Raw genomic sequence first — 26196 nt, 5'->3', positions numbered from 1 at the left:
GTCAGTTCCCTTCGGTCGGTCTGGGGTGGGCGATGACCAGGAGGTCGTCGCCGAGCCGCTCGACGGCGGCGAGTTCGAGGCGCACCGCGTCGGCGATGGTCGCCACGCCGAGGTCGCCGAGCGCGAGTCGGGGTCCGCCGAGCAGGGCGGGTGCGAGGTAGACGAGCACCTCGTCGACGAGGCCGGCCGCGAGGAACGCGCTCGCGAGGGTCGGTCCGCCCTCGACGAAGAGCGATCGGATGCCCCGTCGCTGCAGTTCGTGCAGGTCGGCGGCCAGGTCGGCGCCCTCGAGGAACACGGGGGCGTGCGGATGCCGCGACACGGCCGCCTCGGCGGGAACCGGCCGGCGCCCGAACACCACGGGCACGGGCTGGGCGTCGAAGAACTCCCCGGCGGGCGTGCGCGCGGTGAGCGCCGGATCGTCGGCGAAGACGGTGCCCGTGCCGACGGCGATGGCGTCCGCCGCGGCGCGGCGGCGGTGCACGTCGGCGCGGGCCGCGGGCCCGGTGATCCACTGGCTCGTGCCGTCGGCGGCCGCCGCGCGGCCGTCGAGCGTCGACGCCCACTTCACGGTCACGTGCGGGCGGCGGTGCCGGGCGGCGAACAGCCAGTCGTCGAGCACGGCCTCGGCCTCGTCGGCCAGCACGCCGGCGGTCACCTCGACGCCGGCGGCGCGCAGCCGGTCGGCGCCGCCCGCCGAGTGGTCGCCCGGATCGGCGACGGCGTACACGACGCGGGCCACGCCGGCCTGGATGAGCGCCTCGGCGCAGGGGCCCGTGCGTCCGGTGTGATTGCACGGCTCGAGCGTGACGACGGCGGTGGCGCCCTCGGCCGCGCCGGGGGCCAGCCTCGAGAGCGCGTCGACCTCGGCGTGCGCGGTGCCCGCGCCGCGGTGCCATCCCTCGGCGAGCACGTCGCCGTGCGGGGAGAGGATGACGCAGCCGACGCGCGGGTTCACGCCGGTCGCCGGGCCGCGCATGGCGAGCTCGAGGGCGCGGCGCATCGCGGAGGCATCCGCCATGGTGTGCTCGCCCGTGGTCATCTCGGTCCCGTCTGGTGGGGCTCCGGGGATGCTCGGCGATGGGATCTGCCGTCGACCACGCATGGCGTGGCCGACACGTGCCGCCTCCCATCCGGACTTTCACCGTCGGTACCGGAATTCCACCGGTTCAACCACTCGCTCGAGGCCTCTCGACCCCGCGCTCGCGGCTCGCGGACTGTCACCGCCGGTTCGGACTTGCACCGACCCCGGAGCACGTTTCTCGTGTCGATTCTAGGTCAACGCAGCGACACGCCGACTATTCCCCGCCTGCCCTCGTGCGCGGCACGCGCTCGATGCGTCAGCGGCACGCCTTCGAGGCCTCGATCTGCGCGTCCGACGGTCGGCCGTACATCTCGATGCCCGCGCCCGGCAGGTCGTAGCCCATGCCGATCGCCCAGGCCGTCGCCCATACCTCGTGGTCGCCGTCGAACGGCGCGGCGGCGAAGATGTCGTAGCACGCCTGGCGGAGCACCTGCGTGTGGCCGACCTCGTGCACGACCACGGCCTTCGCGTTCACGTCGTTCGCCCATTCCGACTCGATGCTCTCGGTCAGGGAGATGAGGCCCCAGCCCTGGCCGTCGGGCTTGAACTCGGCGGTGCCGGAGTACCAGGCGTCGCTCGACCGGCCCGCGACGGTGTACGCCCACGCGAACTCGAGCTCGACGTCCGACGCGATCGACCGGGCGAACGCCTCGATCTCGGCGCGCACGGGATGCTCGAGACGATGCGCCTCCTCCGTGGCGTGCGACGCGCGGACGCCCGCGACCGCGGCGGAGAGCGCGGTGAACCGGTCGGCGTCGCCGGAGGACACGCCCGGCGAGTGCCGCAGTCCGGCGAGGGCGTCCTCGACCGCGAACCGATACTGGTACGTCGCGGACGGGCTCGCGTCGAGGGCGGCGCGGGCGAGCTCCTCCGTTCCGGTCAGCAGCGTCTCGGATGCCTCGGCGATCGCCTTCGTGCCGGCGGCGACCTGCTCGGCCGCGGCGTCGAAGCGCACCGCGGCCTCGTTGCGCGACGGGACGAGCTCGATGAGCTCGACGAGGTCGCCGTACCGCTCCCACGCCGGCGCCATCGAGTCGGGCTCCCCGAGCTCGACCACGCCCGTGGGCGCCGCGGGCCGATCCTCCAGGACCTGGCGGGCTCCGTCGATGCCCTCCTCGAGCGCGGCCCGGTCCTCGGGCCGCACCAGGTCGCCGGTGGCCATGCCGAGGAGGAACTCCGCGCGTTGCACGGCGGAGTCGCTGCGCTCGAACGTGCCCTCGTACGCCGCGCTCGCCTCGTCGAAACGCGTGTCGGCGGCCGACCAGGCCGGCCAGATCCACGCGTGCACCGCGTTCGCCACGAGCTGATGCCCGACGAGGGAGACGGCGATGAGGCCGGCGACGGCGCCCGCGACGATGAGGCCCGTGCGGCGCGGGGATGCGGACCCCGGCGCAGCGGGCTGCTCGGGCTCGTGGTGCTCGGGCTCGTGGTGCTCGGGCTCGTGGTGCTCGGAGGAAGGGGGCTCCTGAACCTCGGGCTCGGCTGCGTCTGCGGGGCGCATGGGGTCCTTTCACGCGGCCGTTCGGGCGACCGCGAGGATCACGCTACCTCCCGGAGCGACGCCGTTCGGTCACGATTTCGTCGCGGAGCGCGTGCCACCCGGCTCGGGCTCGACGAGCGCGCGGGCGGTGCCCTCGTCGACGATGAGGTCGGTGATGAGGCCGGCCGCGAGCGCGCCGCGCAGGCTGGGCAGCTTGGCCCTGCCCGAGACCACGCAGATGCGCCGCGGCGCGCGCCGCAGGACCGCGAAGTCGGGTCCGGTCGCACGTTCGTTCAGCGCGATGCCCTCGCTCGTGCCGTCGGTGCGGTAGAACACCGTGGCGACGTCGCCGACCACGCCCTCGCGGCTCAGGGACTCGTAGTCGGCGCGCTCGAGGTAGCCGCCCTGGTAGACGTGGCTCGGCACCTCGGCGAACGGGGAGCCGACGCCGAAGATCGCGACGTCGAGCCGTGCCTGCAGGTCGAGCAGTCGGCGCGTGCTCCGCTCCTTCCAGAACGCGCGCTTGGTGGCCGGGTCGTCGAAGAACGCCGGCACGGGGAACTGCTGCACGCGCGCGCCGAACGCGTCGCCGAACCGGCGCAGCAGCTCGCTGGCGTAGAGGATGCCGGTGGTGCGCAGGTTTCCGGCGCCGTTCAGCTGCACGATCTCCGTGTTGTGCGTCGCCTTCGGCACGAGGTGCCGGCTCATCGCCGTCATCGTGGACCCCCACGCGACGCCGATCATCTGGTTCGAGTCCACGTACTGGCCGAGAATCCGTGCAGCCGACAACGCCACTCGGTCGAGTCGGTCGACGTCGCTCGCATGGTCGGGCACGGGCACCACGTGCGCGCGGACCTCGTGCCGCTCGAGGATCTCCTGCTCGATCCGGCTCGGGAGGTCGAGCGGCGAGTGGATGGAGATCTCGACCAGCCCGCTGGCGCGCGCGTGGCTCAACAGGCGGGAGATCGAGGATCGCGAGGTGTGGAGCTCCTGTGCGATGGCGTCCATCGTGAGGTCCTGCATGTAGTACAGGTGGGCGGCCCGGAGGGCGTCGCGCGTCTTCCCGGGGACGGTCTCGGGTGCCCGCTGGTCGTTCTCGAACTCCATGTCGCTCCTTGCACGTATGTGCACGCGGCTTGCAACTGCGTGCGAGCGTGCCCACGATGTATTCATCCACACCGGCCCGCCCAGCGCAAGCCCGGCGATGCCGCGGATCCCGCATCGAGAATCGACCGCATCGAGAAGAGGACAGCGATGTCTGCGAACCCCACGACCACGCCCCGCCAGGATCGCGCCGGCCGACGCCTGCGCCCCGAGGTCGCCGCGCTGCGCGCACGGCCGACCGCTGACGTCGTCATCATCGGCGGCGGCATCAACGGCCTCGCCACCTTCCGGGACCTCGCCCTGCAGGGCGTTGACGTCGTGCTCGTCGAGCGGGACGACTTCGTCTCGGGCGCGTCGTCGGCGTCGTCGCACATGATCCACGGCGGCATCCGCTACCTCGAGAACGGCGAGTTCCGGCTCGTGCAGGAGTCGGTGCAGGAGCGGAACGCGCTGATCCGCATCGCACCGCACTACGTGAAGCCGCTCGAGACGACCGTGCCGATCTTCTCGACCTTCTCGGGCATCCTCTCCGCTCCGCTGCGGTTCCTCACCCATCGGCAGGGCAAGCCCACCGAACGCGGCGCCGTGCTCATCAAGAGCGGCCTCACGATCTACGACGCCTTCTCGCGCGACGGCGGCTCGGTGCCGCGGCACCGGTTCCACGGTCGTCGGCGCTCGCTCGCCGACCTGCCCGCGCTGAATCCCGACCTCAAGTACACGGCGACCTACTACGACGCGAGCATGCACGATCCCGAGCGCCTCGCGCTCGACGTGCTCTTCGACGGCCTCGCCGCCGGGCCGCACGCCCGCGCCGTGAACCACGTCGAGGCCGTGGGGCTCGGCGCCGACGGCGTGCGCGTGCGCGACGGCCTCACCGGCGAGGAGTTCGCGATCGCCGCCGACGTCGTCGTCAACGCGTCGGGGCCGTGGACCGACCTCACGAACGCGGGGCTCGGCCGGCCGACGACCTACATGGGCGGCACGAAGGGCTCGCACATCGTGCTCGACCACCCCGCACTCCTCGAGGCGACCGGCGGGCGCGAGATCTTCTTCGAGCACGAGGACGGCCGCATCGTCCTCATCTACCCGCTCAAGGGCCGCGTCATGGTCGGCACGACCGACCTGGAGCACGACATGCGGGAGCCCGCGGTCTGCACCGAGGAGGAGGTCGACTACTTCTTCGAGCTCATCGCGCACGTTTTCCCAGGCGTCGACGTCGACCGGTCGCAGATCGTCTACCGCTTCTCGGGCGTCCGCCCGCTCCCGCGGCACGACGACACCCAGCCGGGCTTCGTGAGCCGCGACTACCGCATCGAGCGGGCCGAGGTCGCCGAGCGCCCGGGCACGACGCTGCTCAGCCTCGTCGGCGGCAAGTGGACCACGTTCCGCGCCCTCGCCGGGCACCTCTCCGACGAGGTCCTCGGCCTCCTCGGCCGCCAGCGGCTCCGGTCCACGGCCGACCTCCCGATCGGCGGCGGCGCGGGCTTCCCGACCACCGAGGACGCACGGCGCGTCTGGATCGTCGGGCACGCCGACGAGGTCGGCCGCGAGCGGGCCGAGGTGCTGCTCGACCGGTACGGCACCCGCGCGGCGGCGCTCCTCGACGACATCGATGGCGTGGAGGACCTCGCGCTTGAGCACCACGCCGGCTACACGCGCGGCGAGATCGCCTGGCTCGTGCGCAACGAGCGGGTGGCGCACCTGCTGGACCTCGTGCAGCGGCGCACCAGCATGGCGTTCACCGGCACCGTCTCGGCGCCCCTGCTCGAGGAGCTGGCCGACGTCGTCGCGGACGAGCTCGGATGGGACGCGGAGCGGCGCATCGCCGAGGTCGCGCAGGCGCGCCGCGTGCTCGCCGAGCGCCATGGCGTGGCGATCCCGGAGGTCGCCGCGGCCGGCTGACGCCGCCGAAACTGCACGGATGTGCACCGCGGAACCCCCGTCATCGGGCGTTTCGGCGGATACCGTTCATCGGGGCGGCCGGCTGATCGCAGCCGGCGGCGCCCGGTGTTCATCCCGGGGCACGAGCACGCTCACGCCCGGGCGCCTCGGGCGCGCCATTCGGCGCGTCCGCACCTCTGAAGGAAGGTCAACGTGGACAATCTCGGAATCGTGTTCCTCTCGGAACTCGTCGGCACGGCCATGCTCGTGCTGCTCGGCTGCGGCGTCGTCGCCAACGTCGCGCTCGCGAAGAACAAGGGCTTCAACGGCGGGTTCCTCATGGTGAACTTCGGCTGGGGCCTCGCGGTGTTCGCCGGCGTCATCGTCGCGTACGCGTCGGGTGCGCACCTCAACCCGGCCGTCACGCTCGGGCTCGTCGCCAACGGCGCGACCGAGTTCGGCAACCCGGCGTTCGGCACCGGCGTGCCGGTGGACGTCGTCTCGGTGCTCACCTACATCGGCGCGCAGCTGCTCGGCGCGTTCCTCGGCGCCGTCGTCGCCTGGCTCGCCTACAAGCAGCACTTCGACGCCGAGCCCGAGCCCGCCAACAAGCTCGGCGTGTTCTCGACCGGCCCCGCCATCCGCTCCTACGGCTGGAACCTCGTCACCGAGATCATCGGCACGTTCGTGCTCGTGTTCGTCGTCATCGGCTTCGGCCGCCAGGGCGACGCATCCGGCCTCGCCTCGCTCGGCGCGCTGCCCGTCGCCCTCCTCGTGATCGGCATCGGCGCCTCCCTCGGCGGCCCGACCGGCTACGCCATCAACCCGGCCCGCGACCTCGGCCCGCGCATCGCGCACGCCATCCTGCCGATCCGCGGCAAGGGCGGCAGCGACTGGTCCTACTCGTGGGTGCCCGTCGTCGGCCCGATCATCGGCGGGCTGCTCGCCGGGTGGGTCGCGATCCCGCTCCTGCCCCTGCTCGGCTGAGCCGCGGCATCCGCTCACCCCACCCCACCCGCATCACCCATTCACTGACAGCAACGGAGTTCTCAGATGGCTGACTACGTCCTCGCGATCGACCAGGGCACCACCTCGTCGCGCGCGATCATCTTCGACAAGGCCGGATCGATCGTCTCGACCGGGCAGCTCGAGCACGAGCAGATCTTCCCGAAGGCCGGCTGGGTCGAGCACGACCCCGCCGAGATCTGGCGCAACACGGGGGAGGTCATCGGGCAGGCGCTCGGCAAGGCGAACCTGACCCGGCACGACATCGCCGCGGTGGGCATCACGAACCAGCGCGAGACCGCGGTGGTCTGGGACCGCACGACCGGCGAGCCGGTCTACAACGCGATCGTCTGGCAGGACACCCGCACGCAGGCCATCGTCGACCGGCTCGCGGCCGACGGCGGCGTCGAGCGATTCAAGGAGCAGGTCGGGCTGCCGCTCGCGACCTACTTCTCGGGCACCAAGATCGTGTGGATCCTCGAGAACGTGCCCGGCGCCCGCGAGAAGGCCGAGGCCGGCGACCTGCTGTTCGGCACGACCGACACCTGGGTGCTCTGGAACCTCACGGGCGGTGTCGAGGGCGGCGTGCACGCGACGGATGTCACGAACGCGAGCCGCACGATGTTCATGGACCTCGAGACCCTGCAGTGGGACGACGAGATCCTCGCCGCGTTCGGCGTGCCGCGCTCGATGCTGCCCGAGATCAAGTCGTCGTCGGAGGTCTACGGCGTCGCGAACGAGCACTCGCTGCTGCGCGAGACGCCGATCGCCGGCATCCTCGGCGACCAGCAGGCCGCGACGTTCGGCCAGGCGGCGTTCGACGCCGGCGAGGCGAAGAACACCTACGGCACGGGCAACTTCCTCATCTTCAACACGGGTGAGGAGATCGTGCACTCGCGCAACGGGCTGCTCACCACGGTGGGCTACAAGCTCGGCGACGAGCCGGTGCACTACGCGCTCGAGGGCTCGATCGCGGTCACGGGATCGCTGATCCAGTGGCTGCGCGACAATCTCGGCCTCATCTCGTCGGCGGCGGAGGTCGAGGACCTCGCGAAGGGCGTCGAGGACAACGGCGGCGCGTACTTCGTGCCGGCGTTCTCCGGCCTGTTCGCGCCGTACTGGCGGCCCGACGCCCGCGGCGCCCTCGTGGGCCTCACCCGGTACGTGAACAAGCGGCACATCGCCCGCGCCGCCCTCGAGGCGATCGCGTTCCAGACCCGGGACGTCGTGGAGGCGGTGAACGCCGACGCGGGCATCGACCTCTCGGAGCTGCGCGTCGACGGCGGCGCGACCGCGAACGACACCCTGCTGCAGTTCCAGGCCGACATCCTCGGCGTGCCCGTCGTCCGTCCGGTCGTCGCCGAGACGACGGCGCTCGGCGCGGCCTACGCGGCCGGCCTCGCGGTCGGGTTCTGGTCGGGCCTCGACGAACTCCGCGCCAACTGGCAGGAGGACCGCCGCTGGGAGCCCGCGATGGAGGCCGGCGAGCGCGAGCGACTCGACCGCAACTGGAAGAAGGCCGTCTCGAAGACCCTCGACTGGGTGGACGAGGACGTGATCTAGGCCTCACCGCAGGTACGGTGGGATGACGGGTCGGACGCATGGGGGTGCGTCCGGCCCGTTCCTCATGTCGACGTGCTGCGGTCAGCCGGCCAGCCGCGGCACGAGCAGGGGAGCGAGCTCGTCGAGCCCCTGCACCTCGAGCACGCCCGTCTCGCGCGCCTCGGCCGCGGCGTCGGCGTCGGGCGTGGCGCCCGTGCGGTTCACCCACACGCCGATGAGCCCGGCGCGGGCGGCGCCGATGGCGTCGGTGCGCAGCCGGTCGCCGACGTATGCGGCGCCCGAGACCGCGCCGGTCGAGCGGAAGCGATCGACGGCCGCGTTGAAGATGGCCCGGTCGGGCTTGGTGACGCCGAGCTCGCCCGACGCGATCACGTGGTCGACGCGGCCGTGCAGGGCGAGTCGCACGACCTTCGCGGTCTGGAACTCGAGCTCGCCGTTCGTGATGATGCCGAACCGAACGCCCGGCAGGCCGGCGGCGAGGGCCTCGAACGCCGGGATCACGTCGTCGTGCAGCGCCCACGAGTCGCGATAGCGCTCGAAGTACTCGGCGAACCACGCACTCGCATCGACGTCGTCGAGGTCCTCGCCGAACTCGCGGGCGAACGCCGCGGCCCGCGCCCGCCGCTGGCCCTCGAAGCTGAGCGCCCCGCCGAGGTACGCCAGGTAGTGCTCCTCCTCGAGCTCGTGCCACCGCCGTGCCGCGACCTGTTCGTCGCCCTCGTAGGCGCGCTCGCGCATGTAGCGCACGATCCCGGCGGCGACCGCCTCGCGGTGCGCCATGAGCGTGTCGTCGAGGTCGAACAGCACGACGGGCGACCCGCCGGTCACGCGGCCTCCCCGAGGATGTCGGCCCAGCTCGCGAATGCCGCGGGATCGGCGGGCGCCGTGCGCACCGCATGCCACGCGGGAAGCGTGCCCCGGCCGTCGCGGGTCGGCACCGTGGCATCCTCGGCATGCACGCGGAGGAAGCCCGCCGCGCGGGCGACCTTCGCCGACGCCACGTTTCCCGCGACCGCACGCCAGCGCAGCGAGGTCGCGTGACGGATGCCGCCGCCCAGCGCCCACTCGGCCACGGCGATCGCCGCCTCGCTCATGAAGCCGGCGCCGCGGTGCTCCGCGCCGATCCAGTAGCCGATCTCGTGCTCGCCGGACCGCACGCTGATGACGCCGAGGAGCCGGCTGCCGTGGGCGAGGCGCAGCGCCCACGTGAGCTCGGCGCCCGTCGCCCACGACTCGGGCACGTGCACACCGAGGAACGCGTCGGCGTCGGCGCGGCGGTAGGGCCACGGTGTCGTCAGGTACTGCTCGAACAGGGGATCCTGGCAGTACCGCGTCACCGCCTCGGCGTCGTACGGCATGGGCTCGTCGAGCACGAGCCGTCGCGTGCGGAGGGCGACGGGGCGCACGTCAGCCCCGGCGGACGAAGCCGACCCGGTCGTAGACCGTGCGCAGCATCCGCTCGGCGCGCTCGCTCGCCCGCTCGGCGCCGATCGCGAGCAGGCGGTCGAGCTCGGCCGGGTCCTCGAGGAGCTCGAGCGTGCGCGTGCGGATTGGCGCCAGCCGCTCGACCACGGCGTCGGCCACGTCCTTCTTGAAGTCGCCGTAGCCGCGGCCGTCGTACTCGGCCTCGAGCTCGGGGATCGACCGCCCGGTGGTCGCCGCGAGGATGTCGAGGAGGTTCGAGATGCCCGGCTTCTCGCGAAGGTCGTAGCGCACCTCGCGACCCGTGTCGGTGACCGCGCTGCGGAACTTCTTCGCGGTGACGGCGGGGTCGTCCATGACCTTCACGAGGCCGGCCTCGGACTGCGCCGACTTCGACATCTTGGCCGTGGGCTCCTGGAGGTCGTAGATGCGCGCCGACTCCTTGGGGATGAGCGCCTCGGGCACGACGAAGGTCTCGCCGAAGCGCGAGTTGAAGCGGCCGGCGAGGTCGCGCGTGAGCTCGAGGTGCTGGCGCTGGTCGTCGCCGACCGGCACGAGCTGCGTGTCGTAGAGCAGGATGTCGGACGCCATGAGCACCGGGTACGTGAACAGGCCGACCGTCGTGGCATCCGTGCCCTGCTTCGCCGACTTGTCCTTGAACTGCGTCATGCGGCTCGCCTCGCCGAAGCCCGTGAGCGTGCCGAGCACCCAGGCGAGCTCGGCGTGCGCCGGCACCTGGGACTGCACGAAGAGCGTGGACCGGTCGAGGTCGACGCCCGCGGCGAGGTACTGGGCGGCCGTGCGCCGGGTCGCCTCGCGCAGGGCGCCCGGCTCCTGCGGCACGGTGATGGCGTGCAGGTCGACCACGCAGTAGATGGGGTCGTGGTCGTCTTGGAGGGCGACCCAGTTGACGAGCGCACCGAGGTAGTTGCCGAGGTGGAGCGAGTCGCTCGACGGCTGCATGCCGGAGAAGACGACGGGACGGGAGGCGTTCATGCGGTGGGAGTCCTTGTCAGCGGTGGTGTCAGATGGCGTAGTCGACGACGACGGGAGCGTGGTCGGACCATCGGGCGTCGTAGGCGTCGGCGCGATCGATCGCGTAGGCGACCGCGGCGTCGGCGAGCGCGGGCGTGGCGAGCTGGTAGTCGATGCGCCAGCCCGTGTCGTTGTCGAACGCCTTGCCGCGCCACGACCACCAGGAGTAGGGACCGTCGACCTCGCCGGCGAAGCGGCGGCCGACGTCGATCCAGCCGAGCCCGGCGCCGCGGTTGTAGTCGTCGGCGTCTTCTGCGCCGACGAACCGGTCGAAGTACGCGCGCTCGTCGGGCAGGAAGCCGGCCCGCTTGACGTTGCCCTTCCAGTTGCGGATGTCGAGCGTGCGGTGCCCGACGTTGAGGTCGCCGACGACGACGGCGAGCTCGGAGTGGGCGGCGAGCTGGGGCAGGCGTGCCTCCATGGCGTCGAGGAAGCGGTACTTCTCGACCTGCTTGGGAGTGTCGGCCTCGCCGGAGTGCACGTAGGCGCTCACGACCGTGACGACGCGCGCGCCCACCTCGTAGTCGGCCTCGAGCCAGCGGCCCGCGCTGTCGAAGTCGGGCGCGCCGAGCTCGACGCGGTGGATGCTCGCGCGATTTCGGCTCGCGATGGCGACGCCGGCGCGGCCCTTCGCGGTGGCGGGATCGTGCAGGATGTCCCACTCGTCGCCGAGCAGGGCCTGCACGTCTTCGGTGGTGGCTCGCACCTCCTGCATCGCGAGGATGTCGACGTCGCGTGCGGCGAGCCACTCGCCCATGCCACGGCGGTATGCGGCCCGGATCCCGTTGACGTTGGCGCTGACGACACGGAGCGGTTTCGCGGGGGGCATGCCTTCGATCCTAGGGGAGGCCCCCGACGTTCTTCTTCGCCGGCCGGGGGCCGATCGCGGCCTCCGCGGCGGCGAGCTCGGCCTGCGCCTTCGAGAGGCGGCGCCGGGCCGGAACGCGCTCGTACCAGCTCGCGGCGGCGACCGCGCGCTCCGCCTCGCGCACCCGCACCCGGGCCGCGGTGACGAGCGCGTCCTCCTCGCGGGCCCGCTCCTCCGCGGCGAGCTCCTCGGGACTGACGATCCGCAGGGTCTCGTGGGCGTCGAAGGCCTCGACGGCGATCCACGCGGCCGCGACGAGGATGATGATGCTGATCACGCGGAACCAGAGCAGCAGGCCGATGAAGACCGCGAACGTCGCGAGCAGCGGGTTCTTGGTCGCCCCGGCGACGATGAGGCCGCTGAGCAGCTGCAGCAGGGTGAGCGCGGCGGAGCCGAGCAGGGAGCCGACCCACATCCGCCGCCACGGCATGGCCGCCGCCGAGAGGAACCGGAAGAGCACCGCCAGCGCGAGGGTGTCGATGGCGAAGACCACGACCATCGACCCGCCCTGCACGAGCGCCTCCGACCAGCCGGAGTCCTCGGGCAGGCCCATGAGTCCGGTCAGCCACCCGAAGAACGACGTCGCGGCGACCGACAGCGCCGTCGCGAGGATCAGGATGGTGCCGAACGCCAGGCCGACGAGGAAGTCTCTCGACTTCAGCAGCACGTACGCGCTCGTGTCCTTCGGCAGGCCGAAGATGCTCCGTACGGCGAGGCGGGAATAGGTGATCCAGTCGATGGCCGTCCAGATGAGGCCGACGAGCGCGACCGCACCCGTCAGGCCGAACAGGCTCGTGCTCGACGTCGCGATCGTGGTGAGGTCCTCGGTCGAGATGATGCCGTCGTCGCCGACGAGGCCCGGCGCATAGGAGTTCAGGAGCGTGATGAACGCGTCGAGGGTGTCGGGGTTCCCGGTGAGCCAGATGCCGGCCACCGCGAACACGATGTAGACCGCCGCGAAGATCGCGAAGAGGGCCTGGTAGCTCATCCCGGCCGAGAGCAGGAACCCGTTCCGCGCGAGGAAGAGCCGCCAGACCCGCACGGGGAACAGCGCCATGGTCTTCTCGGTGAGGTTCGTCATCGTGGCGATCTGGGGCTCGAACCGCTGCCGGGTCTGCTCGCTCAGCTCCTCGAAACGACCCTTCGTGCTCGACGACGGCCCGCCGGCCACCTCCGGAGTCGACGGCGCCGCGGCGGGCACGCCGGTCGCCGCCGCGCCGGTCGCCGCCGCGGTGGTCGCGGCGTTGGAGCTCACGACCGCGGTCGCGGGCGCGGCGGCGTCCGTCGCGCCGCGTGCCTTCGCGGCATCCGACCCGCGGCGTCGGCTTCGACCACGGCCGGCGGGGGTGGGCTCGCTCACGCTCCTCAGCGTACCGATCAGGTGCGCCGGATGCCGGGAGCATGCGCGAGGGGCCGGTGCGATCGGCACCGGCCCCTCGTCGTCAGCGAGCGCGTCGCGTCAGGGCTTGCCGCGCATGATGGCCTGCTTCACCTCGGCGATGGCCTTCGTCACCTCGATGCCGCGGGGGCACGCGTCGGTGCAGTTGAAGGTCGTGCGGCAGCGCCACACGCCCTCCTTGTCGTTGAGGATGTCGAGGCGCACGGATGCCGCGTCGTCGCGCGAGTCGAAGATGAACCGGTGCGCGTTGACGATGGCCGCGGGGCCGAAGTACTGCCCGTCGGTCCAGAACACGGGGCACGACGAGGTGCACGCCGCGCAGAGGATGCACTTCGTGGTGTCGTCGAAGATCTCGCGCTTGGCGATCGACTGGATGCGCTCCTTGCCGGGCTCGGGCTTCGAGTTCGCGATGAGGAACGGCTGCACCTCGCGGTAGCTCGCGAAGAACGGCTCCATGTCGACGACCAGGTCCTTCTCGAGCGGCAGGCCCTTGATCGCCTCGACGTAGATCGGCTTCGAGATGTCGAGGTCCTTGATCAGCGTCTTGCAGGCGAGGCGGTTGCGGCCGTTGATGCGCATGGCATCCGACCCGCAGATGCCGTGCGCGCACGACCGGCGGAACGTCAGCGAGCCGTCCTGCTCCCACTTGATCTTGTGCAGGGCGTCGAGCACGCGGTCGGTCGCGTACATCTCGACGTCGAAGTCCTGCCAGCGCGGCTCCGTGTCGACGTCGGGGTCGAAGCGGCGGATCAGGAACGTGACCGTGAACGACTGCACGGGCGCGCTCGCGGCCGGCGGGTTCTCGAGCGTTGCGGTGCTCACGTCAGTACTTCCTCTCCATCGGCTGGTAGCGCGTGACCGTCACCGGTTTCCAGTCGAGCCGGATGTGGTCCTCGGCGTGCGACGAGTGGGCGTCGCCGGTCAGGTACGCCATGGTGTGCTGCATGTACTTCTCGTCGTCGCGGTTCGGGAAGTCGTCGCGCATGTGGCCGCCGCGGCTCTCCTCGCGATTGCGGGCCGAGTGCACGACGACCTCGGCGAGGTCGAGCAGGAACCCGAGCTCGACGGCCTCGAGCAGGTCGGTGTTGAACCGGCGCCCCTTGTCCTGCACCGCGATGTGCTTGTAGCGCTCGCGCAGCGACGCGATGACGGATGCCACGTGCGCCAGGGACTCGTCGGTGCGGAACACCTGCGCGCCCTTGTCCATCTCGTCCTGCAGCTCCTTGCGGATCGCGGCGATGCGCTCGGTGCCGTCGGAGTCGCGGAGCTGCTGGAGCAGGTCGCGCACGCCGGCCGCCGGGTCGTCGGGCAGCGGCGTGAAGTCGACCGTCTTCACGTACTCGACCGCGTTGCGGCCGGCGCGCTTGCCGAAGACGTTGATGTCGAGCAGCGAGTTGGTGCCGAGGCGGTTCGAGCCGTGCACCGAGACGCAGGCGCACTCGCCGGCCGCGTAGAGGCCGGGCACGACCGTCGTGTTGTCGCGCAGCACCTCGGCCGCGACGTTGGTCGGGATGCCGCCCATCGCGTAGTGCGCGGTGGGCATGACGGGCACGGGCTCGTAGACCGGGTCGACGCCCAGGTAGGTGCGCGCGAACTCGGTGATGTCGGGCAGCTTCGTCTCGAGCACCTCGGCGCCGAGGTGCGTGCAGTCGAGGAGCACGTAGTCGCGGTGGGGGCCGGCGCCGCGGCCCTCGGCCACCTCCTGCACCATGCAGCGGGCGACGATGTCGCGCGGTGCGAGGTCCTTGATGGTCGGCGCATAGCGCTCCATGAAGCGCTCGCCCGAGGCGTTGCGCAGGATCGCGCCCTCGCCGCGGGCGCCCTCGGTGAGGAGGATGCCGAGGCCTGCGAGGCCGGTCGGGTGGAACTGGAAGAACTCCATGTCCTCGAGCGGCAGGCCCTTGCGCCAGATGATGCCGACGCCGTCGCCCGTGAGCGTGTGCGCGTTCGAGGTGGTCTTGTAGATCTTGCCGAAGCCGCCGGTCGCGAAGATGACGGCCTTGGCCTGGAAGACGTGGAGCTCGCCCGTGGCGAGCTCGTAGGCCACGACGCCCGACGGCTGGGGGACGCCGTCGACCTCGGTCATCACGAGGTCGAGCGCGTAGTACTCGTTGTAGAACTCGATGCCGAGCTTGACGCAGTTCTGGAACAGCGTCTGCAGGATCATGTGGCCCGTGCGGTCGGCCGCGTAGCAGGCTCGGCGCACCGGCGCCTTGCCGTGGTCGCGCGTGTGCCCGCCGAACCGGCGCTGGTCGATCTTGCCCTCGGGCGTGCGGTTGAACGGGAGGCCCATGTTCTCGAGGTCGATGACCGCGTCGATGGCCTCCTTCGCGAGGATCTCGGCGGCGTCCTGGTCGACGAGGTAGTCGCCGCCCTTGACGGTGTCGAAGGTGTGCCACTCCCAGCTGTCCTCCTCGACGTTCGCGAGCGCGGCGGCCATGCCGCCCTGCGCCGCGCCCGTGTGCGAGCGGGTCGGGTACAGCTTCGAGATGACCGCGGTGCGCGCACCCGGCCCGGCCTCGATCGCGGCCCGCATCCCCGCGCCGCCGGCGCCGACGATGACGATGTCGTACTGGTGGTGGTGGACGCCGTCGACGACCGTCGTCTCGACGTGGGCGCTCTCGGGATTCACAGGTCTCCTAGGCGGCGGGGCAGAACGAGGGGAGCAGGTCGGCGGGGGCGCCGGCGGGGCACGGGTCGAAGGTGAACACCACGAGCGTGCCGAGCACGATGAGCACGGCCGCGGCCGCGAACAGTGCGAGCTTCAGCAGGCGCTGGATGGTGCCGGGGCTCGTGTAGTCGTTCACGATCGTGCGCATGCCGTTGGCGCCGTGGATGAGCGCGAGCCAGAGCATCAGCACGTCCCACCACTGCCAGAACGGGTCCGCCCACTTGCCGGCGACGAAGCCGAAGTCGATGGCCTTCACGCCCTCGCCCACGAGCAGGTTGGTGAACAGGTGGCCGAAGATGAGCACGATCAGGACGACGCCCGACGCGCGCATGTAGATCCAGCCCCACTTCTCCCAGTTGACGCCGCGCTTGCGGGCCGGGCGCGCGGGGCTGCGGGGTGCTTCGATGGCAGTCATGTCGCGGCCTCTCAGTGGCTGAAGACGTTCATCAGGTGACGGGGCACGAACGCGAGCATGGTGACCACCCAGAGGGCGATGACCACGTAGAAGAGCACGCGCTGGTGGCGGGTCGCCCACGTCCAGAAGTCGACGAGGATGATGCGCAGGCCGTTGAAGGCGTGGAACACGATGGCGCCGACGAGCGCGACCTCGCCCAGGCCCATGATCGGCGTCTGGTAGGTGCCGATCACCGCGTTGTAGGCCTCGGGGCTGACGCGCACGAGCGCGGTGTCGAGGATGTGCACCAGGAGGAAGAAGAAGATGGCGACGCCGGTGATGCGGTGCAGCACCCATGACCACATGCCCTCGCGGCCGCGGTAGAGCGTGCCGCCCGGCCGCTGCTTGGCCGGCTTCTCGGGTGCGGTCAGGGTTCCTGCCGAGGTCTCTGGCATGAACAACCCTCCCTGGCTGTGTGATTCGCCCTTGACGAGAGGGCACGACGGGCGCACGGCCCGCATGCGAGTCTAGTCCCGCGTCGGAGGAGGCGCGGCTTAGGGCTGCCTAACCCCGGGCGCTCCCGGGCGCGACGGCGAGCGGATGCCGCGGAGGGCCGACGGGTATCCTCGATCGCATGTCGGTACCTTCCCTGCCCCTCGAGGGCTTCTACAGCGTGATCCCCGCGGGGGGCGTCGGCTCACGGCTGTGGCCGCTCTCCCGGGCGGACGCGCCGAAGTTCCTGCACGACCTCACGGGGTCGGGCCAGACCCTCCTGAAGGACACGTGGGACCGGCTCGCACCCCTCTCGGGCGAGCAGCGGGTCATGGTCGTGACGGGACGCGCGCACCGCGCGGCCGTCGAGGCGCAGCTGCCCGCCCTCGCCGACGAGAACATCGTGCTCGAGAGCGAGCCGCGCGACTCGACCGCGGCCATCGGCCTCGCCGCCGCGATCCTCGAGCGCCGCGAGCCCGGCGTCGTGATCGGCTCGTTCGCCGCCGACCACGTGATCTCGGGCGACGCGCTGTTCCGCTCGGCGGTCGCCGACGCCGTCGCCGCCGCCCGCGCCGGGTACATCGCGACGATCGGCATCACGCCCACCGAGCCCGCCGTCGGGTTCGGCTACATCGAGTGCGGCGGCCCGATCCGGGTGCCGGGGGCCGACCGCGTCGAGGCCGTGTCGAACTTCGTCGAGAAGCCCGACCTCGAGACCGCGAAGCGCTACCTCGAGGGCGGCGACCACCTCTGGAACGCCGGCATGTTCATCACGAGGGCGTCGACCCTGCTCGAGGAGCTCTCCCGCACCAAGCCCGAGCTGCACGCCGGGCTCGTGGAGCTCGCCGAGGCGTGGGACGACCCCGAGACGCGCGGCCCGGCCGTCGACCGGATCTGGCCGACGCTCGAGAAGATCGCCATCGACTACTCGGTGGCCGAGCCCGCCGCCGCGGCCGGGCGGCTCGCGGTCATCCGCGGCCACTTCCAGTGGGACGACGTCGGCGACTTCGCGTCGCTCGCCAAGCTCAACACGGCCGGCCGCTCCGGCGAGCTCGCGATCCTCGGCGAGAACGCCCGCGTGCTCGCCGACGCGTCGAGCGGCATCGTCGTGAGCCGCGCGAAGCGGGTCATCAGCCTGATCGGCGTGCACGATATCGTCGTCGTGGACACGCCCGACGCGCTCCTCGTCACGACGAGCGAGCACGCCCAGCGGGTCAAGGCGGTCGTCGACGCCCTCCGGCTCGGCGGGTCGAGCGACGTGCTCTAGGGGCACTCGAGAGAACGGGGCAGCGGATGTCTGTGCGTCGGTGGTTCGGCTTCGGAGCGGCGCTCGTCGCGGCATCCGTCACCCTGGTGGCCTGCGCGCCCGCGCCCGAGTCGGGCGGCACCGACGCCGCGGACGCGGACTGCGTGCGCATGGTCACCAACTCCGGCGGCCTCGAGGACCGCTCCTTCAACCAGTCGAGCTGGGAGGGCCTGCAGCAGGCCGAGGAGGAGCTCGGCGTCGAGGCCGAGGCGATCGTCTCCACGGGCGAGACCGACCTCGCGCCCAACGTGCAGCAGGCCGTCGACTCGGGCTGCGGCCTCATCGTCACGGTCGGGTTCGAGCTCGCCGAGGCGACGCTCGAGCAGGCCGAGGCGAACCCCGACCTCGCGTTCGCGATCGTCGACGAGACGGTCGAGGCCGACAACGTGAAGCCCGTCGTGTTCGACACCGCGCAGGCCTCGTTCCTCGCCGGATACCTCGCCGCGGGCGTCTCGAAGACGGGCGTCGTCGCCACGTTCGGCGGCGGCAACCAACCCCCGGTGACCCTGTTCATGGACGGCTTCGTCGACGGCGTCGCGAAGTACAACGAGATCCACGGCACGCAGGTGCGCGCGCTCGGCTGGGACAAGGCGAAGCAGGACGGCGCGTTCACCGGCGACTTCGAGGACATCAACAAGGGCAAGGCGCTCACCGAGGGCTTCATCGACCAGGGCGCCGACGTCATCCTCCCCGTCGCCGGGCAGGTCGGCGAGGGCGCGACGTCCGCGGCCCTCGAGCGCGGCGGCGTCTCGGTGATCTGGGTCGACAGCGACGGCTACGAGACGCTCGCCCCCGAGTTCCGCCCGGTCATCCTCACCAGCGTGCTGAAGAACACGCAGGACGCCATGGTCGAGATCGTCGGCGAGGTGCAGGACGGCTCGTTCACGAACGAGCCCTACGTCGGGACGCTCGAGAACGGCGGCGTGGAGATCGCGCCGTACCACGACCTCGCCCCGCTCGTGACGCCCGAGCTCGACGGCGAGATCGAGGGCCTGCGCCAGGCGATCATCGCCGGCGAGCTGCTCGTGGAGTCGCCGAGCGCGCCCTGATCCGCATCCCGTCCCCCGAGCGGGGGCCCGTCGGCCTGCTCATATGAGCAGAATGTCGCGGCTTCATAACCATTGCATGTCACCTGCGGCCGCGACCTGAGCGGTGAGCGCAACATTCGGTAACGTGACTCCACGAGTCCCGCGACGGTCGGGGCGCAGTCTTTGGAGGACACAGTGAAGGTCACGACCAGGAAGGCCGCGCTGGGCGGCCTCGCCATGTTCGGCGCAGCCGTGCTGCTCGCCGGTTGCGGTTCCGCGCCCGAGGATTCGGGCAGCACCGACGGGGGAGAGGCGGCCAGCGACTTCCTCCCCTGCATGGTCTCCGACGCAGGCGGCTTCGACGACAAGTCCTTCAACCAGCTCGGCTTCGAGGGCCTGACCGCCGCCGCCGACGAGCTCGGCGTCGAGCCCGTCACGGTGCAGTCCGACGCGGAGACCGACTATGCGCCCAACCTGACGAACCTCGTCGACCAGGGCTGCAACCTCATCGTCACCGTCGGCTTCGCGCTGGCGTCGGCGGCGGCCGAGTCGGCCGAGGCCAACCCCGACATCGAGTACGTCTCGATCGACGACACCGTCGACCTCGACTTCGACGGCCAGACCGACTTCGAGAACATCAAGCCGATCGTCTTCGACACGGCCCAGGCGGCGTTCCTCGCCGGCTACGCGGCCGCGGCGTACTCGCAGACCGGCGTCGTCGGCACCTTCGGCGGCATGAACTTCCCGACCGTCTCCATCTTCATGGACGGCTTCGCCCAGGGCGTCGAGTACCACAACCAGGAGATGGGCACGAACGTGCAGGTCCTCGGTTGGGACCGCGCCGCGCAGGACGGCCTCTTCACGGGTGGCTTCGAGGCGAACGACACCGCGCGCAACACCGCGCAGGGCCTCATCGACCAGAACGTCGACGTGCTGCTGCCCGTCGGCGGCCCGATCTACCAGTCGGCCGCCGCGGCCATCCGCGACTCCGGCCGCGAGATCGCGATGATCGGCGTCGACGCCGACTTCACCGAGACCGACCCGTCGGTCGCCGACCTCATGCTCACCTCGATCCTCAAGGGCATCGACGTCGGCACCAAGGAGGCCGTGCTCGCAGCCGGAAACGGCGAGTTCGACAACACCCCGTTCATCGGCACGCTCGAGAACGAGGGCGTCGGCATCGCGCCGTTCCACGACTTCGAGAGCAAGGTCCCGGCCGAGCTCCAGGGCCAGCTCGACGACCTGAAGGCCGCGATCATCGCGGGCGACATCACGGTCGAGTCGTACCTCTCGGCCTCCGAGTAGGAACGTACGCACTGATCGGGGAGGTCGGCGCCAGCCGGCCTCCCCGATCGGCGTTCCGACGCATTCCGGAGCGGTTCGCGCAACATCTGCGCACGCGGCATCCGGCCATTTCGACATTCGCGCAGCATCACCAACGGATGCAGCCATCTCACTAGGATCGGGGACATGAAGCTCGAACTTCGCGGCATCACGAAGCGATTCGGCAGCTTGGTCGCCAACGATCACATCGACCTCACCGTGGAGGCCGGCGAGATCCACGCCCTCCTCGGCGAGAACGGCGCAGGCAAGTCGACGCTCATGAACGTGCTCTACGGCCTCTACCAGGCCGACGAGGGCGACGTGCTCCTCGACGACGAGGTGCAGCACTTCGCCGGACCCGGCGACGCGATGGCCGCCGGAATCGGCATGGTGCACCAGCACTTCATGCTCATCCCGGTGTTCACGGTCGCCGAGAACGTCATGCTCGGCCACGAGTCCACCCGCGCCGGCGGGCTGCTCGACCTGCCGACCGCCCGCGCGAAGGTGCGCGAGATCTCCGAGCGGTTCGGGTTCGACGTCGACCCCGACGCGCTCATCGACGACCTGCCGGTCGGCGTGCAGCAGCGCGTCGAGATCATCAAGGCGCTGTCCCGCGACGCGCGCGTGCTCGTGTTCGACGAGCCGACCGCCGTGCTGACGCCGCAGGAGACCGACGAGCTCATGGCCATCATGCGCCAGCTCAAGGAGACCGGCACCTCGATCGTCTTCATCACGCACAAGCTGCGCGAGGTGCGCGAGGTCGCCGATCGCATCACGGTCGTGCGCCTCGGCAAGGTCGTCGGCGAGGCGTCGCCCACGGCCACGAACGCCGAGCTCGCCTCCCTCATGGTCGGCCGCGCGGTCGAGCTCACCGTGCAGAAGGAGGAGCCGAAGCTCGGCGAGCCCGCGCTCCAGGTCGAGCGCCTCACGGTCATCGACCCCGCCGGCCAGCTCGTCGTCAACGACGTGAGCTTCGACGTGCGCGGCGGCGAGATCCTCGCCGTGGCGGGCGTGCAGGGCAACGGGCAGACCGAGCTCACCGAGGCGCTCCTCGGCCTGCAGCCGCGTGTCGAGGGCTCGATCCGGCTCGACGGCGTCGAGCTCGGCTCGGCGGGCGTCAAGCGCATCCTCGACGCGGGCGTCGGCTTCGTGCCCGAGGACCGCACCGAAGACGGCCTGGTCGGCGAGTTCACGATCGCCGAGAACCTCATGCTCGACCGCAGTGGCGGAGCGCCGTTCGTGCGCGCCGGCAACATCCAGCGCGCCGCGCTCGCGGACTTCGCCCGCGACAAGGTCAAGGAGTTCGACGTCCGCACGCAGGGCATCGACTCGAAGGTGCGCCAGCTCTCGGGCGGCAACCAGCAGAAGGTGGTGCTCGCGCGCGAGCTGAGCCGCGATCTGCGGCTCCTCGTCGCCGCGCAGCCCACGCGCGGCGTCGACGTCGGCTCGATCGAGTTCATCCACAAGCGCATCGTCGAGACGCGCGACTCGGGCGTCCCCGTGGTCGTCGTGTCCACCGAGCTCGACGAGGTCGTCGCGCTCGCCGACCGCATCATGGTCATGTACCGAGGCCGCATCGTCGGGATCGTCCCCGGCGACACGCCGCGCGACGTGCTCGGCCTCATGATGGCCGGCGAACAACCCGAAGGAGCGGCCGCATGAGCGACCCCCAGAACCCCGACGCCGCGCGCCCGACCGGCGCCGCCGGCGACCTCGACGCCGACGTCGCGATCGAGGAGCCCGGCGCCGTCTCGCCCGAGAAGCAGACCGCGGCCGAGGACGCCCGTGCGACCGCCGGCGGGCCCGGCGCCGGTGCCGACGTCCCGCCGCCGTCGCGCTGGCACACGATGCTCCACCAGATCGCGACGGGCAACGCGATCATCTCGGTGCTCGCGGTGCTGCTCGCGCTGCTCGTCGGCGCGATCATGATCGCGTTCACCGACGAGCGCGTGCAGGAGACGGCCGGCTACTTCTTCGCCCGTCCCACGGACATGCTCCAAGCGATCTGGGACTCCGTCGCCGGCGCGTACTCGGCGCTGTTCCAGGGCGCCGTCTACAACTTCCGCCGCGACACGTTCCTCGCCGGCATCCGGCCGCTCACCGAGACCCTGACGTTCGCGACCCCGCTCATCGCCGGTGGCCTCGGCGTCGCCCTCGCCTTCCGCGTCGGCATGTTCAACATCGGTGGCCGCGGCCAGATGCTCATCGCGGCATCCGTCGCCGGCTGGATCGGCTTCGGCTTCGACCTGCCGTGGGGCCTGCACATGCTGGTCGCCCTCATCGGCGGCCTCGTCGGCGGCGCGCTCTGGGCCGGCATCGCGGGCTTCCTCAAGGCACGCACGGGCGCACACGAGGTGATCGTCACGATCATGCTCAACTACGTCGCGTTCTACCTGGTGTCGTGGATGCTGCGCACGCCCGGCCTCCTGCAGGCGCCGGGTTCGTCGAACCCGAAGACCCCGGCGATGAAGGACACGGCGATCTTCCCCGACCTGCTCGGACCCCAGTTCAACCTGCACTTCGGATTCGTGCTGGTGATCATCGCCACGATCGTCGTGTGGTGGATCCTCAGCCGCTCGAGCCTCGGCTTCCGGTTCCGCGCCGTCGGCGAGAACCCGAACGCGGCACGCGTCGCCGGCATCAACGTGCGCAACATGTACGTCTACGCGATGCTCATCTCGGGCGCGCTGCTCGGCCTCGCCGGCGTCAGCCAGGTGCTCGGCACCGTGACCACCGGCTTCACCGCCGGGATCGACGCCGGCATCGGCTTCGACGCGATCACGGTGGCCCTCCTCGGCCGGTCCACCCCGTGGGGCACCTTCGTGGCCGGCCTGCTGTTCGGCGCGTTCAAGGCGGGCGGCTTCTCGATGCAGGCCGCCGAGGGCGTGCCGATCGAGATCGTGCTCGTCGTGCAGTCGCTCATCGTGCTCTTCATCGCGGCGCCGCCGCTCGTGCGCACGATCTTCCGCCTGCCCGACCCGGCCTCGCGCCGCAGAGCCCTTCCCAACGTCTCCCAGGAGGTGAAGATCAAGTGACCGCCGCGCTGCAGCACAACGCACCCGCCCCCGTGGCCGAGCCGCTCGACACGACCGTCGTCACGAGCTGGAAGGCGCCGATCGCATTCGCGATCTTCACGCTCGCCGCGCTCGCGCTCGCGGTCTTCGCGCCGCGCGACGGCGAGACGACCTTCCGCCTCTCGACGCAGGCCGACGTCATCCAGCTGCCCGAGATCACCGTCCCGTCGATGCCGGCGCTCTGGATCACGGTCGTCCTGCTGGCGCTCGCGACCGCGTACTCCGCGATGCTCGTCGCGTCGAAGCGCAAGGTGCCGCTCTGGCTCGTCGTGGTCTTCGCGGTCGTGTTCATGTTCGGCTTCCTCACGTGGGCGGCCTCGGGCGCCGCCATCCCGGTGATCGGCCTGCTGTTCGGGTCGCTGAGCCTGGCCGTGCCGCTCATCTACGGCTCGCTGACCGGCGTGATCGGCGAGCGGGTCGGCGTCATCAACATCGCGATCGAGGGCCAGCTGCTCGCCGGCGCCTTCACCGCGGCGGTCGTCGCATCGGTCGTCTCGTCGTCGACCGGCCAGCCCTGGCTGGGGCTCATCGCGGGCACCATCGGCGCGATGGTCGCCGGCCTGCTCGTCGGCATGGTGCTCGCGTCGTTCTCGATCAAGTACTTCGTCGACCAGGTCATCGTCGGCGTCGTGCTGAACGTGCTCGTCATCGGCCTCACGAGCTTCTTCTTCTCGCAGGTGCTGTCGCCGAACGCGGGCACGCTCAACACCCCGCCGCGGTTCGAGCGCCTGCCGATCCCGCTGCTGAGCGACATCCCGATCATCGGGCCGGTGTTCTTCCGGCAGACCATCGTCGTCTACCTCATGTACATCGCGGTCGCGCTCGTCTACGTCGGGCTGTTCCACACCAGGTGGGGCCTCCGGCTCCGCGCGGTGGGCGAGCACCCGCAGGCCGCCGACACCGTCGGCATCAAGGTGAACCGCACCCGGTTCTGGAACGTGGCGCTCGCGGGCGCGATCGCCGGCCTCGGCGGCACGTTCTTCACGATCGGCTCGGGCATCGCCTTCAACAAGGAGATGACCGCGGGCGCGGGCTTCATCGCGCTCGCCGCGGTCATCTTCGGCCAGTGGGACCCGATCAAGGCGACGCTCGCGGCGCTGCTGTTCGGCTTCGCGTCGAACCTGCAGAACACGCTGTCGGTGATCGGATCGCCCGTGCCGAGCGAGTTCATGCTCATGCTGCCGTACCTCGTCACGATCTTCGCCGTGGCCGGCCTCGTCGGCAAGGTGCGCGGGCCGGCAGCGGCCGGCAAGCCGTACATCAAGTCCTGAGCGGATGCCGCGGCGTCGCGTCGCGGCATCCGTCGACGAACCGAACCCATCCTTGAGGGGAGCACCATGACCGCAACGGATGCGATCGACTGGGAGTCGCTGCGCGAGCGCGCTCGCGAGGCGATGGCGAAGGCCTACGTGCCGTACTCGGAGTTCCCGGTCGGCGCGGCCGCGATCGTCGACGACGGCCGGGTCGTGAGCGGATGCAACGTCGAGAACGCGTCGTACGGCGTCACCCTGTGCGCCGAGTGCTCGCTCGTCTCCGCGCTCGTCATGTCGGGCGGCGGCAAGCTCGTCGCGTTCACGTGCGTCGACGGCCATGGCGCCACGCTCATGCCGTGCGGACGCTGCCGCCAGCTGCTGTACGAGCACTCGGCCGAGGGCATGCTGCTCGAGACCGTCTCGGGCGTGAAGACGATCGACGAGGTCCTGCCCGACGCGTTCGGCCCGCGCCAGCTCGCCGAGTTCAAGGGGGCGAGCGCATGAGCGCCGTGGAGGCGTTCGACGCCGTCGACCTCATCCGGGCCAAGCGCGACGGGCGCGAGCTCTCGACCGCCCAGATCGACTGGCTCATCGACGCGTACACGCGCGGCTACGTCGCCGACGAGCAGATGTCGGCGCTGACGATGGCGATCTTCCTGAACGGCATGGCCCGACGCGAGATCCGCGACATGACGATGGCCATGCTCGCCTCGGGCGAGCGCCTGGACTTCTCGGGCCTCGGCAAGCCGACGACCGACAAGCACTCGACCGGCGGCGTGGGCGACAAGATCACGCTGCCGCTCATGCCGCTCGTCGCGACGTTCGGCGTCGCGGTGCCGCAGCTGTCGGGCCGTGGGCTCGGCCACACCGGCGGCACGCTCGACAAGCTCGAGTCCATCCCCGGCTGGCGCGCGGACCTCACCAACGAGGAGATCTTCGACCAACTCCGCGACGTCGGCGGCGTCATCTGCGCCGCCGGCGCTGGCCTCGCCCCCGCCGACAAGAAGCTCTACGCGCTCCGCGACATCACCGGAACGGTCGAGGCGATCCCGCTCATCGCGTCGTCGATCATGTCGAAGAAGATCGCCGAGGGCACGGGCGCCCTCGTGCTCGACGTGAAGTTCGGCTCCGGCGCGTTCCTGCAGGACATCGAGCGCTCGCGCGAGCTCGCCCGCACCATGGTCGAGCTCGGCGAGGACGCGGGCGTCGCCACGTCGGCGCTCATCACGAACATGAACGTCCCGCTCGGACTCACCATCGGCAACGCGAACGAGGTGCGCGAGTCGGTCGAGGTGCTCGCCGGCGGCGGACCCGCCGACGTGCGCGAGCTCACGGTCGCCCTCGCCCGCGAGATGCTCTCGCTGGCCGGCGTGCACGACGCCGACGTGGAGGCCGCGCTCGACGACGGACGCGCCATGGACACGTGGAAGCGGGCGATCCGCGCCCAGGGCGGCGACCCCGACGCGGCGCTGCCCGTGGCGCGCGAGCAGCACGTCGTCACGGCCGATCGCGACGGCGTGCTCGTCGAGCAGGAGGCGTTGCCGTTCGGCATCGCAGCCTGGCGCCTCGGCGCCGGCCGCGCGCGCAAGGAGGACCCGGTGCACCACGCGGCCGGGATCGACCTGCACGCGAAGCCGGGCGACGCGGTGCGCGCCGGACAGCCGCTGTTCACGCTCTTCGCCGACGAGCCCGCGCGCTTCGCGCGTGCGCTCGAGGCGGTCGAGGGCGCCTACCGGATCGGCGACCCGGGGGAGGCCGTCGAGGACGGCGGCCCGCTCATCGCCGACCGCATCGGGCGGTAGGAACGTCGGCGT

23 protein-coding genes and 1 riboswitch are annotated in these 26196 nt (G+C 71.2%); of the genes, 11 read left to right on the top strand and 12 right to left on the bottom strand.

Features of this window, described 5'->3' with window-relative positions; all coding sequences use genetic code 11:
• Position 1: 1 nt before the first annotated feature.
• From ribD to FYC51_RS02095, 3 genes are all read right to left on the bottom strand, one after another.
• On the bottom strand, positions 2-1042 hold the full coding sequence (gene ribD, locus FYC51_RS02105) for a bifunctional diaminohydroxyphosphoribosylaminopyrimidine deaminase/5-amino-6-(5-phosphoribosylamino)uracil reductase RibD (protein WP_238476168.1): 1041 nt from the start codon (positions 1040-1042) through the stop codon (positions 2-4).
• Between the two features lie 73 nt (positions 1043-1115).
• Positions 1116-1261, bottom strand: a riboswitch (FMN riboswitch).
• 79 nt (positions 1262-1340) lie between these two features.
• Positions 1341-2585, bottom strand: a complete 1245-nt coding sequence (locus FYC51_RS02100) for a hypothetical protein (RefSeq protein WP_148732035.1) — start codon at positions 2583-2585, stop codon at positions 1341-1343.
• 69 nt (positions 2586-2654) lie between these two features.
• Entirely contained in the window at positions 2655-3671 is a 1017-nt protein-coding gene (locus FYC51_RS02095) for a sugar-binding transcriptional regulator (RefSeq protein ID WP_148732034.1), read from the bottom strand.
• 147 nt (positions 3672-3818) lie between these two features.
• On the opposite strand from FYC51_RS02095, the gene FYC51_RS02090 reads away from it, so the two are divergent.
• The 3 genes from FYC51_RS02090 to glpK all read left to right on the top strand — a co-directional run bounded on the left by FYC51_RS02090 (position 3819) and on the right by glpK (position 8117).
• Positions 3819-5570 (top strand): glycerol-3-phosphate dehydrogenase/oxidase, encoded by a 1752-nt coding sequence (locus FYC51_RS02090; protein WP_148732033.1) that lies wholly within the window; start codon positions 3819-3821, stop codon positions 5568-5570.
• A gap of 192 nt (positions 5571-5762) precedes the next feature.
• Complete coding sequence (locus FYC51_RS02085; protein ID WP_148732032.1) at positions 5763-6536, top strand: MIP/aquaporin family protein; 774 nt, start codon at positions 5763-5765, stop codon at positions 6534-6536.
• A gap of 66 nt (positions 6537-6602) precedes the next feature.
• Entirely contained in the window at positions 6603-8117 is a 1515-nt protein-coding gene (gene glpK, locus FYC51_RS02080) for a glycerol kinase GlpK (RefSeq protein WP_148732031.1), read from the top strand.
• 81 nt (positions 8118-8198) lie between these two features.
• On the opposite strand, the gene FYC51_RS02075 is transcribed toward glpK, so the two are convergent.
• From FYC51_RS02075 to sdhC, 9 genes are all read right to left on the bottom strand, one after another.
• Complete coding sequence (locus tag FYC51_RS02075; RefSeq protein WP_238476167.1) at positions 8199-8945, bottom strand: HAD family hydrolase; 747 nt, start codon at positions 8943-8945, stop codon at positions 8199-8201.
• Positions 8942-9523: a GNAT family N-acetyltransferase gene (locus tag FYC51_RS02070; protein ID WP_148732030.1), complete on the bottom strand. Its 582-nt coding sequence runs from the start codon at positions 9521-9523 to the stop codon at positions 8942-8944. Before FYC51_RS02070 ends, FYC51_RS02075 begins: the two co-directional genes overlap by 4 nt.
• 1 nt (position 9524) lies before the next feature.
• The gene (gene trpS / locus FYC51_RS02065) at positions 9525-10535 is read right to left on the bottom strand and encodes a tryptophan--tRNA ligase (protein WP_148732029.1); all 1011 of its coding nucleotides are present in this window, start codon (positions 10533-10535) and stop codon (positions 9525-9527) included.
• 28 nt (positions 10536-10563) lie between these two features.
• Positions 10564-11403: an exodeoxyribonuclease III gene (locus FYC51_RS02060; RefSeq protein ID WP_148732028.1), complete on the bottom strand. Its 840-nt coding sequence runs from the start codon at positions 11401-11403 to the stop codon at positions 10564-10566.
• A 10-nt stretch (positions 11404-11413) separates the two neighbouring features.
• On the bottom strand, positions 11414-12802 hold the full coding sequence (locus tag FYC51_RS02055) for a YihY/virulence factor BrkB family protein (protein ID WP_148732027.1): 1389 nt from the start codon (positions 12800-12802) through the stop codon (positions 11414-11416).
• Positions 12803-12901: 99 nt separating this feature from the next.
• A complete protein-coding gene (locus FYC51_RS02050; RefSeq protein WP_148732026.1) occupies positions 12902-13663 on the bottom strand; it encodes a succinate dehydrogenase iron-sulfur subunit in 762 nt (253 codons plus the stop codon).
• Between the two features lies 1 nt (position 13664).
• Positions 13665-15473 carry a succinate dehydrogenase flavoprotein subunit gene (gene sdhA / locus FYC51_RS02045; RefSeq protein WP_148732025.1) on the bottom strand — a complete coding sequence of 603 codons (1809 nt, stop codon included), beginning with the start codon at positions 15471-15473 and terminating at the stop codon, positions 13665-13667.
• 7 nt (positions 15474-15480) lie between these two features.
• Entirely contained in the window at positions 15481-15927 is a 447-nt protein-coding gene (locus FYC51_RS02040) for a succinate dehydrogenase hydrophobic membrane anchor subunit (protein WP_148732024.1), read from the bottom strand.
• A gap of 11 nt (positions 15928-15938) precedes the next feature.
• A complete protein-coding gene (gene sdhC / locus FYC51_RS02035) occupies positions 15939-16361 on the bottom strand; it encodes a succinate dehydrogenase, cytochrome b556 subunit (protein ID WP_148732023.1) in 423 nt (140 codons plus the stop codon).
• 179 nt (positions 16362-16540) lie between these two features.
• Between sdhC and FYC51_RS02030 the strand changes: the two genes are divergently transcribed.
• The 8 genes from FYC51_RS02030 to FYC51_RS01995 all read left to right on the top strand — a co-directional run bounded on the left by FYC51_RS02030 (position 16541) and on the right by FYC51_RS01995 (position 26184).
• The gene (locus tag FYC51_RS02030; RefSeq protein WP_148732022.1) at positions 16541-17665 is read left to right on the top strand and encodes a mannose-1-phosphate guanylyltransferase; all 1125 of its coding nucleotides are present in this window, start codon (positions 16541-16543) and stop codon (positions 17663-17665) included.
• A gap of 26 nt (positions 17666-17691) precedes the next feature.
• Positions 17692-18753, top strand: a complete 1062-nt coding sequence (locus tag FYC51_RS02025) for a BMP family lipoprotein (RefSeq protein WP_148732021.1) — start codon at positions 17692-17694, stop codon at positions 18751-18753.
• A gap of 174 nt (positions 18754-18927) precedes the next feature.
• Positions 18928-20037 carry a BMP family lipoprotein gene (locus FYC51_RS02020; protein ID WP_238476166.1) on the top strand — a complete coding sequence of 370 codons (1110 nt, stop codon included), beginning with the start codon at positions 18928-18930 and terminating at the stop codon, positions 20035-20037.
• A 165-nt stretch (positions 20038-20202) separates the two neighbouring features.
• The gene (locus FYC51_RS02015; protein WP_148732020.1) at positions 20203-21717 is read left to right on the top strand and encodes an ABC transporter ATP-binding protein; all 1515 of its coding nucleotides are present in this window, start codon (positions 20203-20205) and stop codon (positions 21715-21717) included.
• Positions 21714-23090, top strand: a complete 1377-nt coding sequence (locus tag FYC51_RS02010) for an ABC transporter permease (protein ID WP_148732019.1) — start codon at positions 21714-21716, stop codon at positions 23088-23090. The genes FYC51_RS02015 and FYC51_RS02010 overlap by 4 nt, the downstream gene beginning before the upstream one ends.
• A complete protein-coding gene (locus FYC51_RS02005; RefSeq protein WP_187432449.1) occupies positions 23087-24400 on the top strand; it encodes an ABC transporter permease in 1314 nt (437 codons plus the stop codon). The genes FYC51_RS02010 and FYC51_RS02005 overlap by 4 nt, the downstream gene beginning before the upstream one ends.
• Before the next feature lie 66 nt (positions 24401-24466).
• Entirely contained in the window at positions 24467-24886 is a 420-nt protein-coding gene (locus FYC51_RS02000; protein ID WP_148732018.1) for a cytidine deaminase, read from the top strand.
• Positions 24883-26184, top strand: a complete 1302-nt coding sequence (locus tag FYC51_RS01995) for a thymidine phosphorylase (RefSeq protein WP_148732017.1) — start codon at positions 24883-24885, stop codon at positions 26182-26184. The genes FYC51_RS02000 and FYC51_RS01995 overlap by 4 nt, the downstream gene beginning before the upstream one ends.
• Positions 26185-26196 lie beyond the last annotated feature (12 nt).

This window comes from Agromyces mariniharenae (assembly GCF_008122505.1).
Taxonomy (GTDB): domain Bacteria; phylum Actinomycetota; class Actinomycetes; order Actinomycetales; family Microbacteriaceae; genus Agromyces; species Agromyces mariniharenae.
The sequence above is the reverse complement of the archived record's forward strand: the minus strand, read 5'-3'. Positions and strand labels throughout refer to the sequence as shown.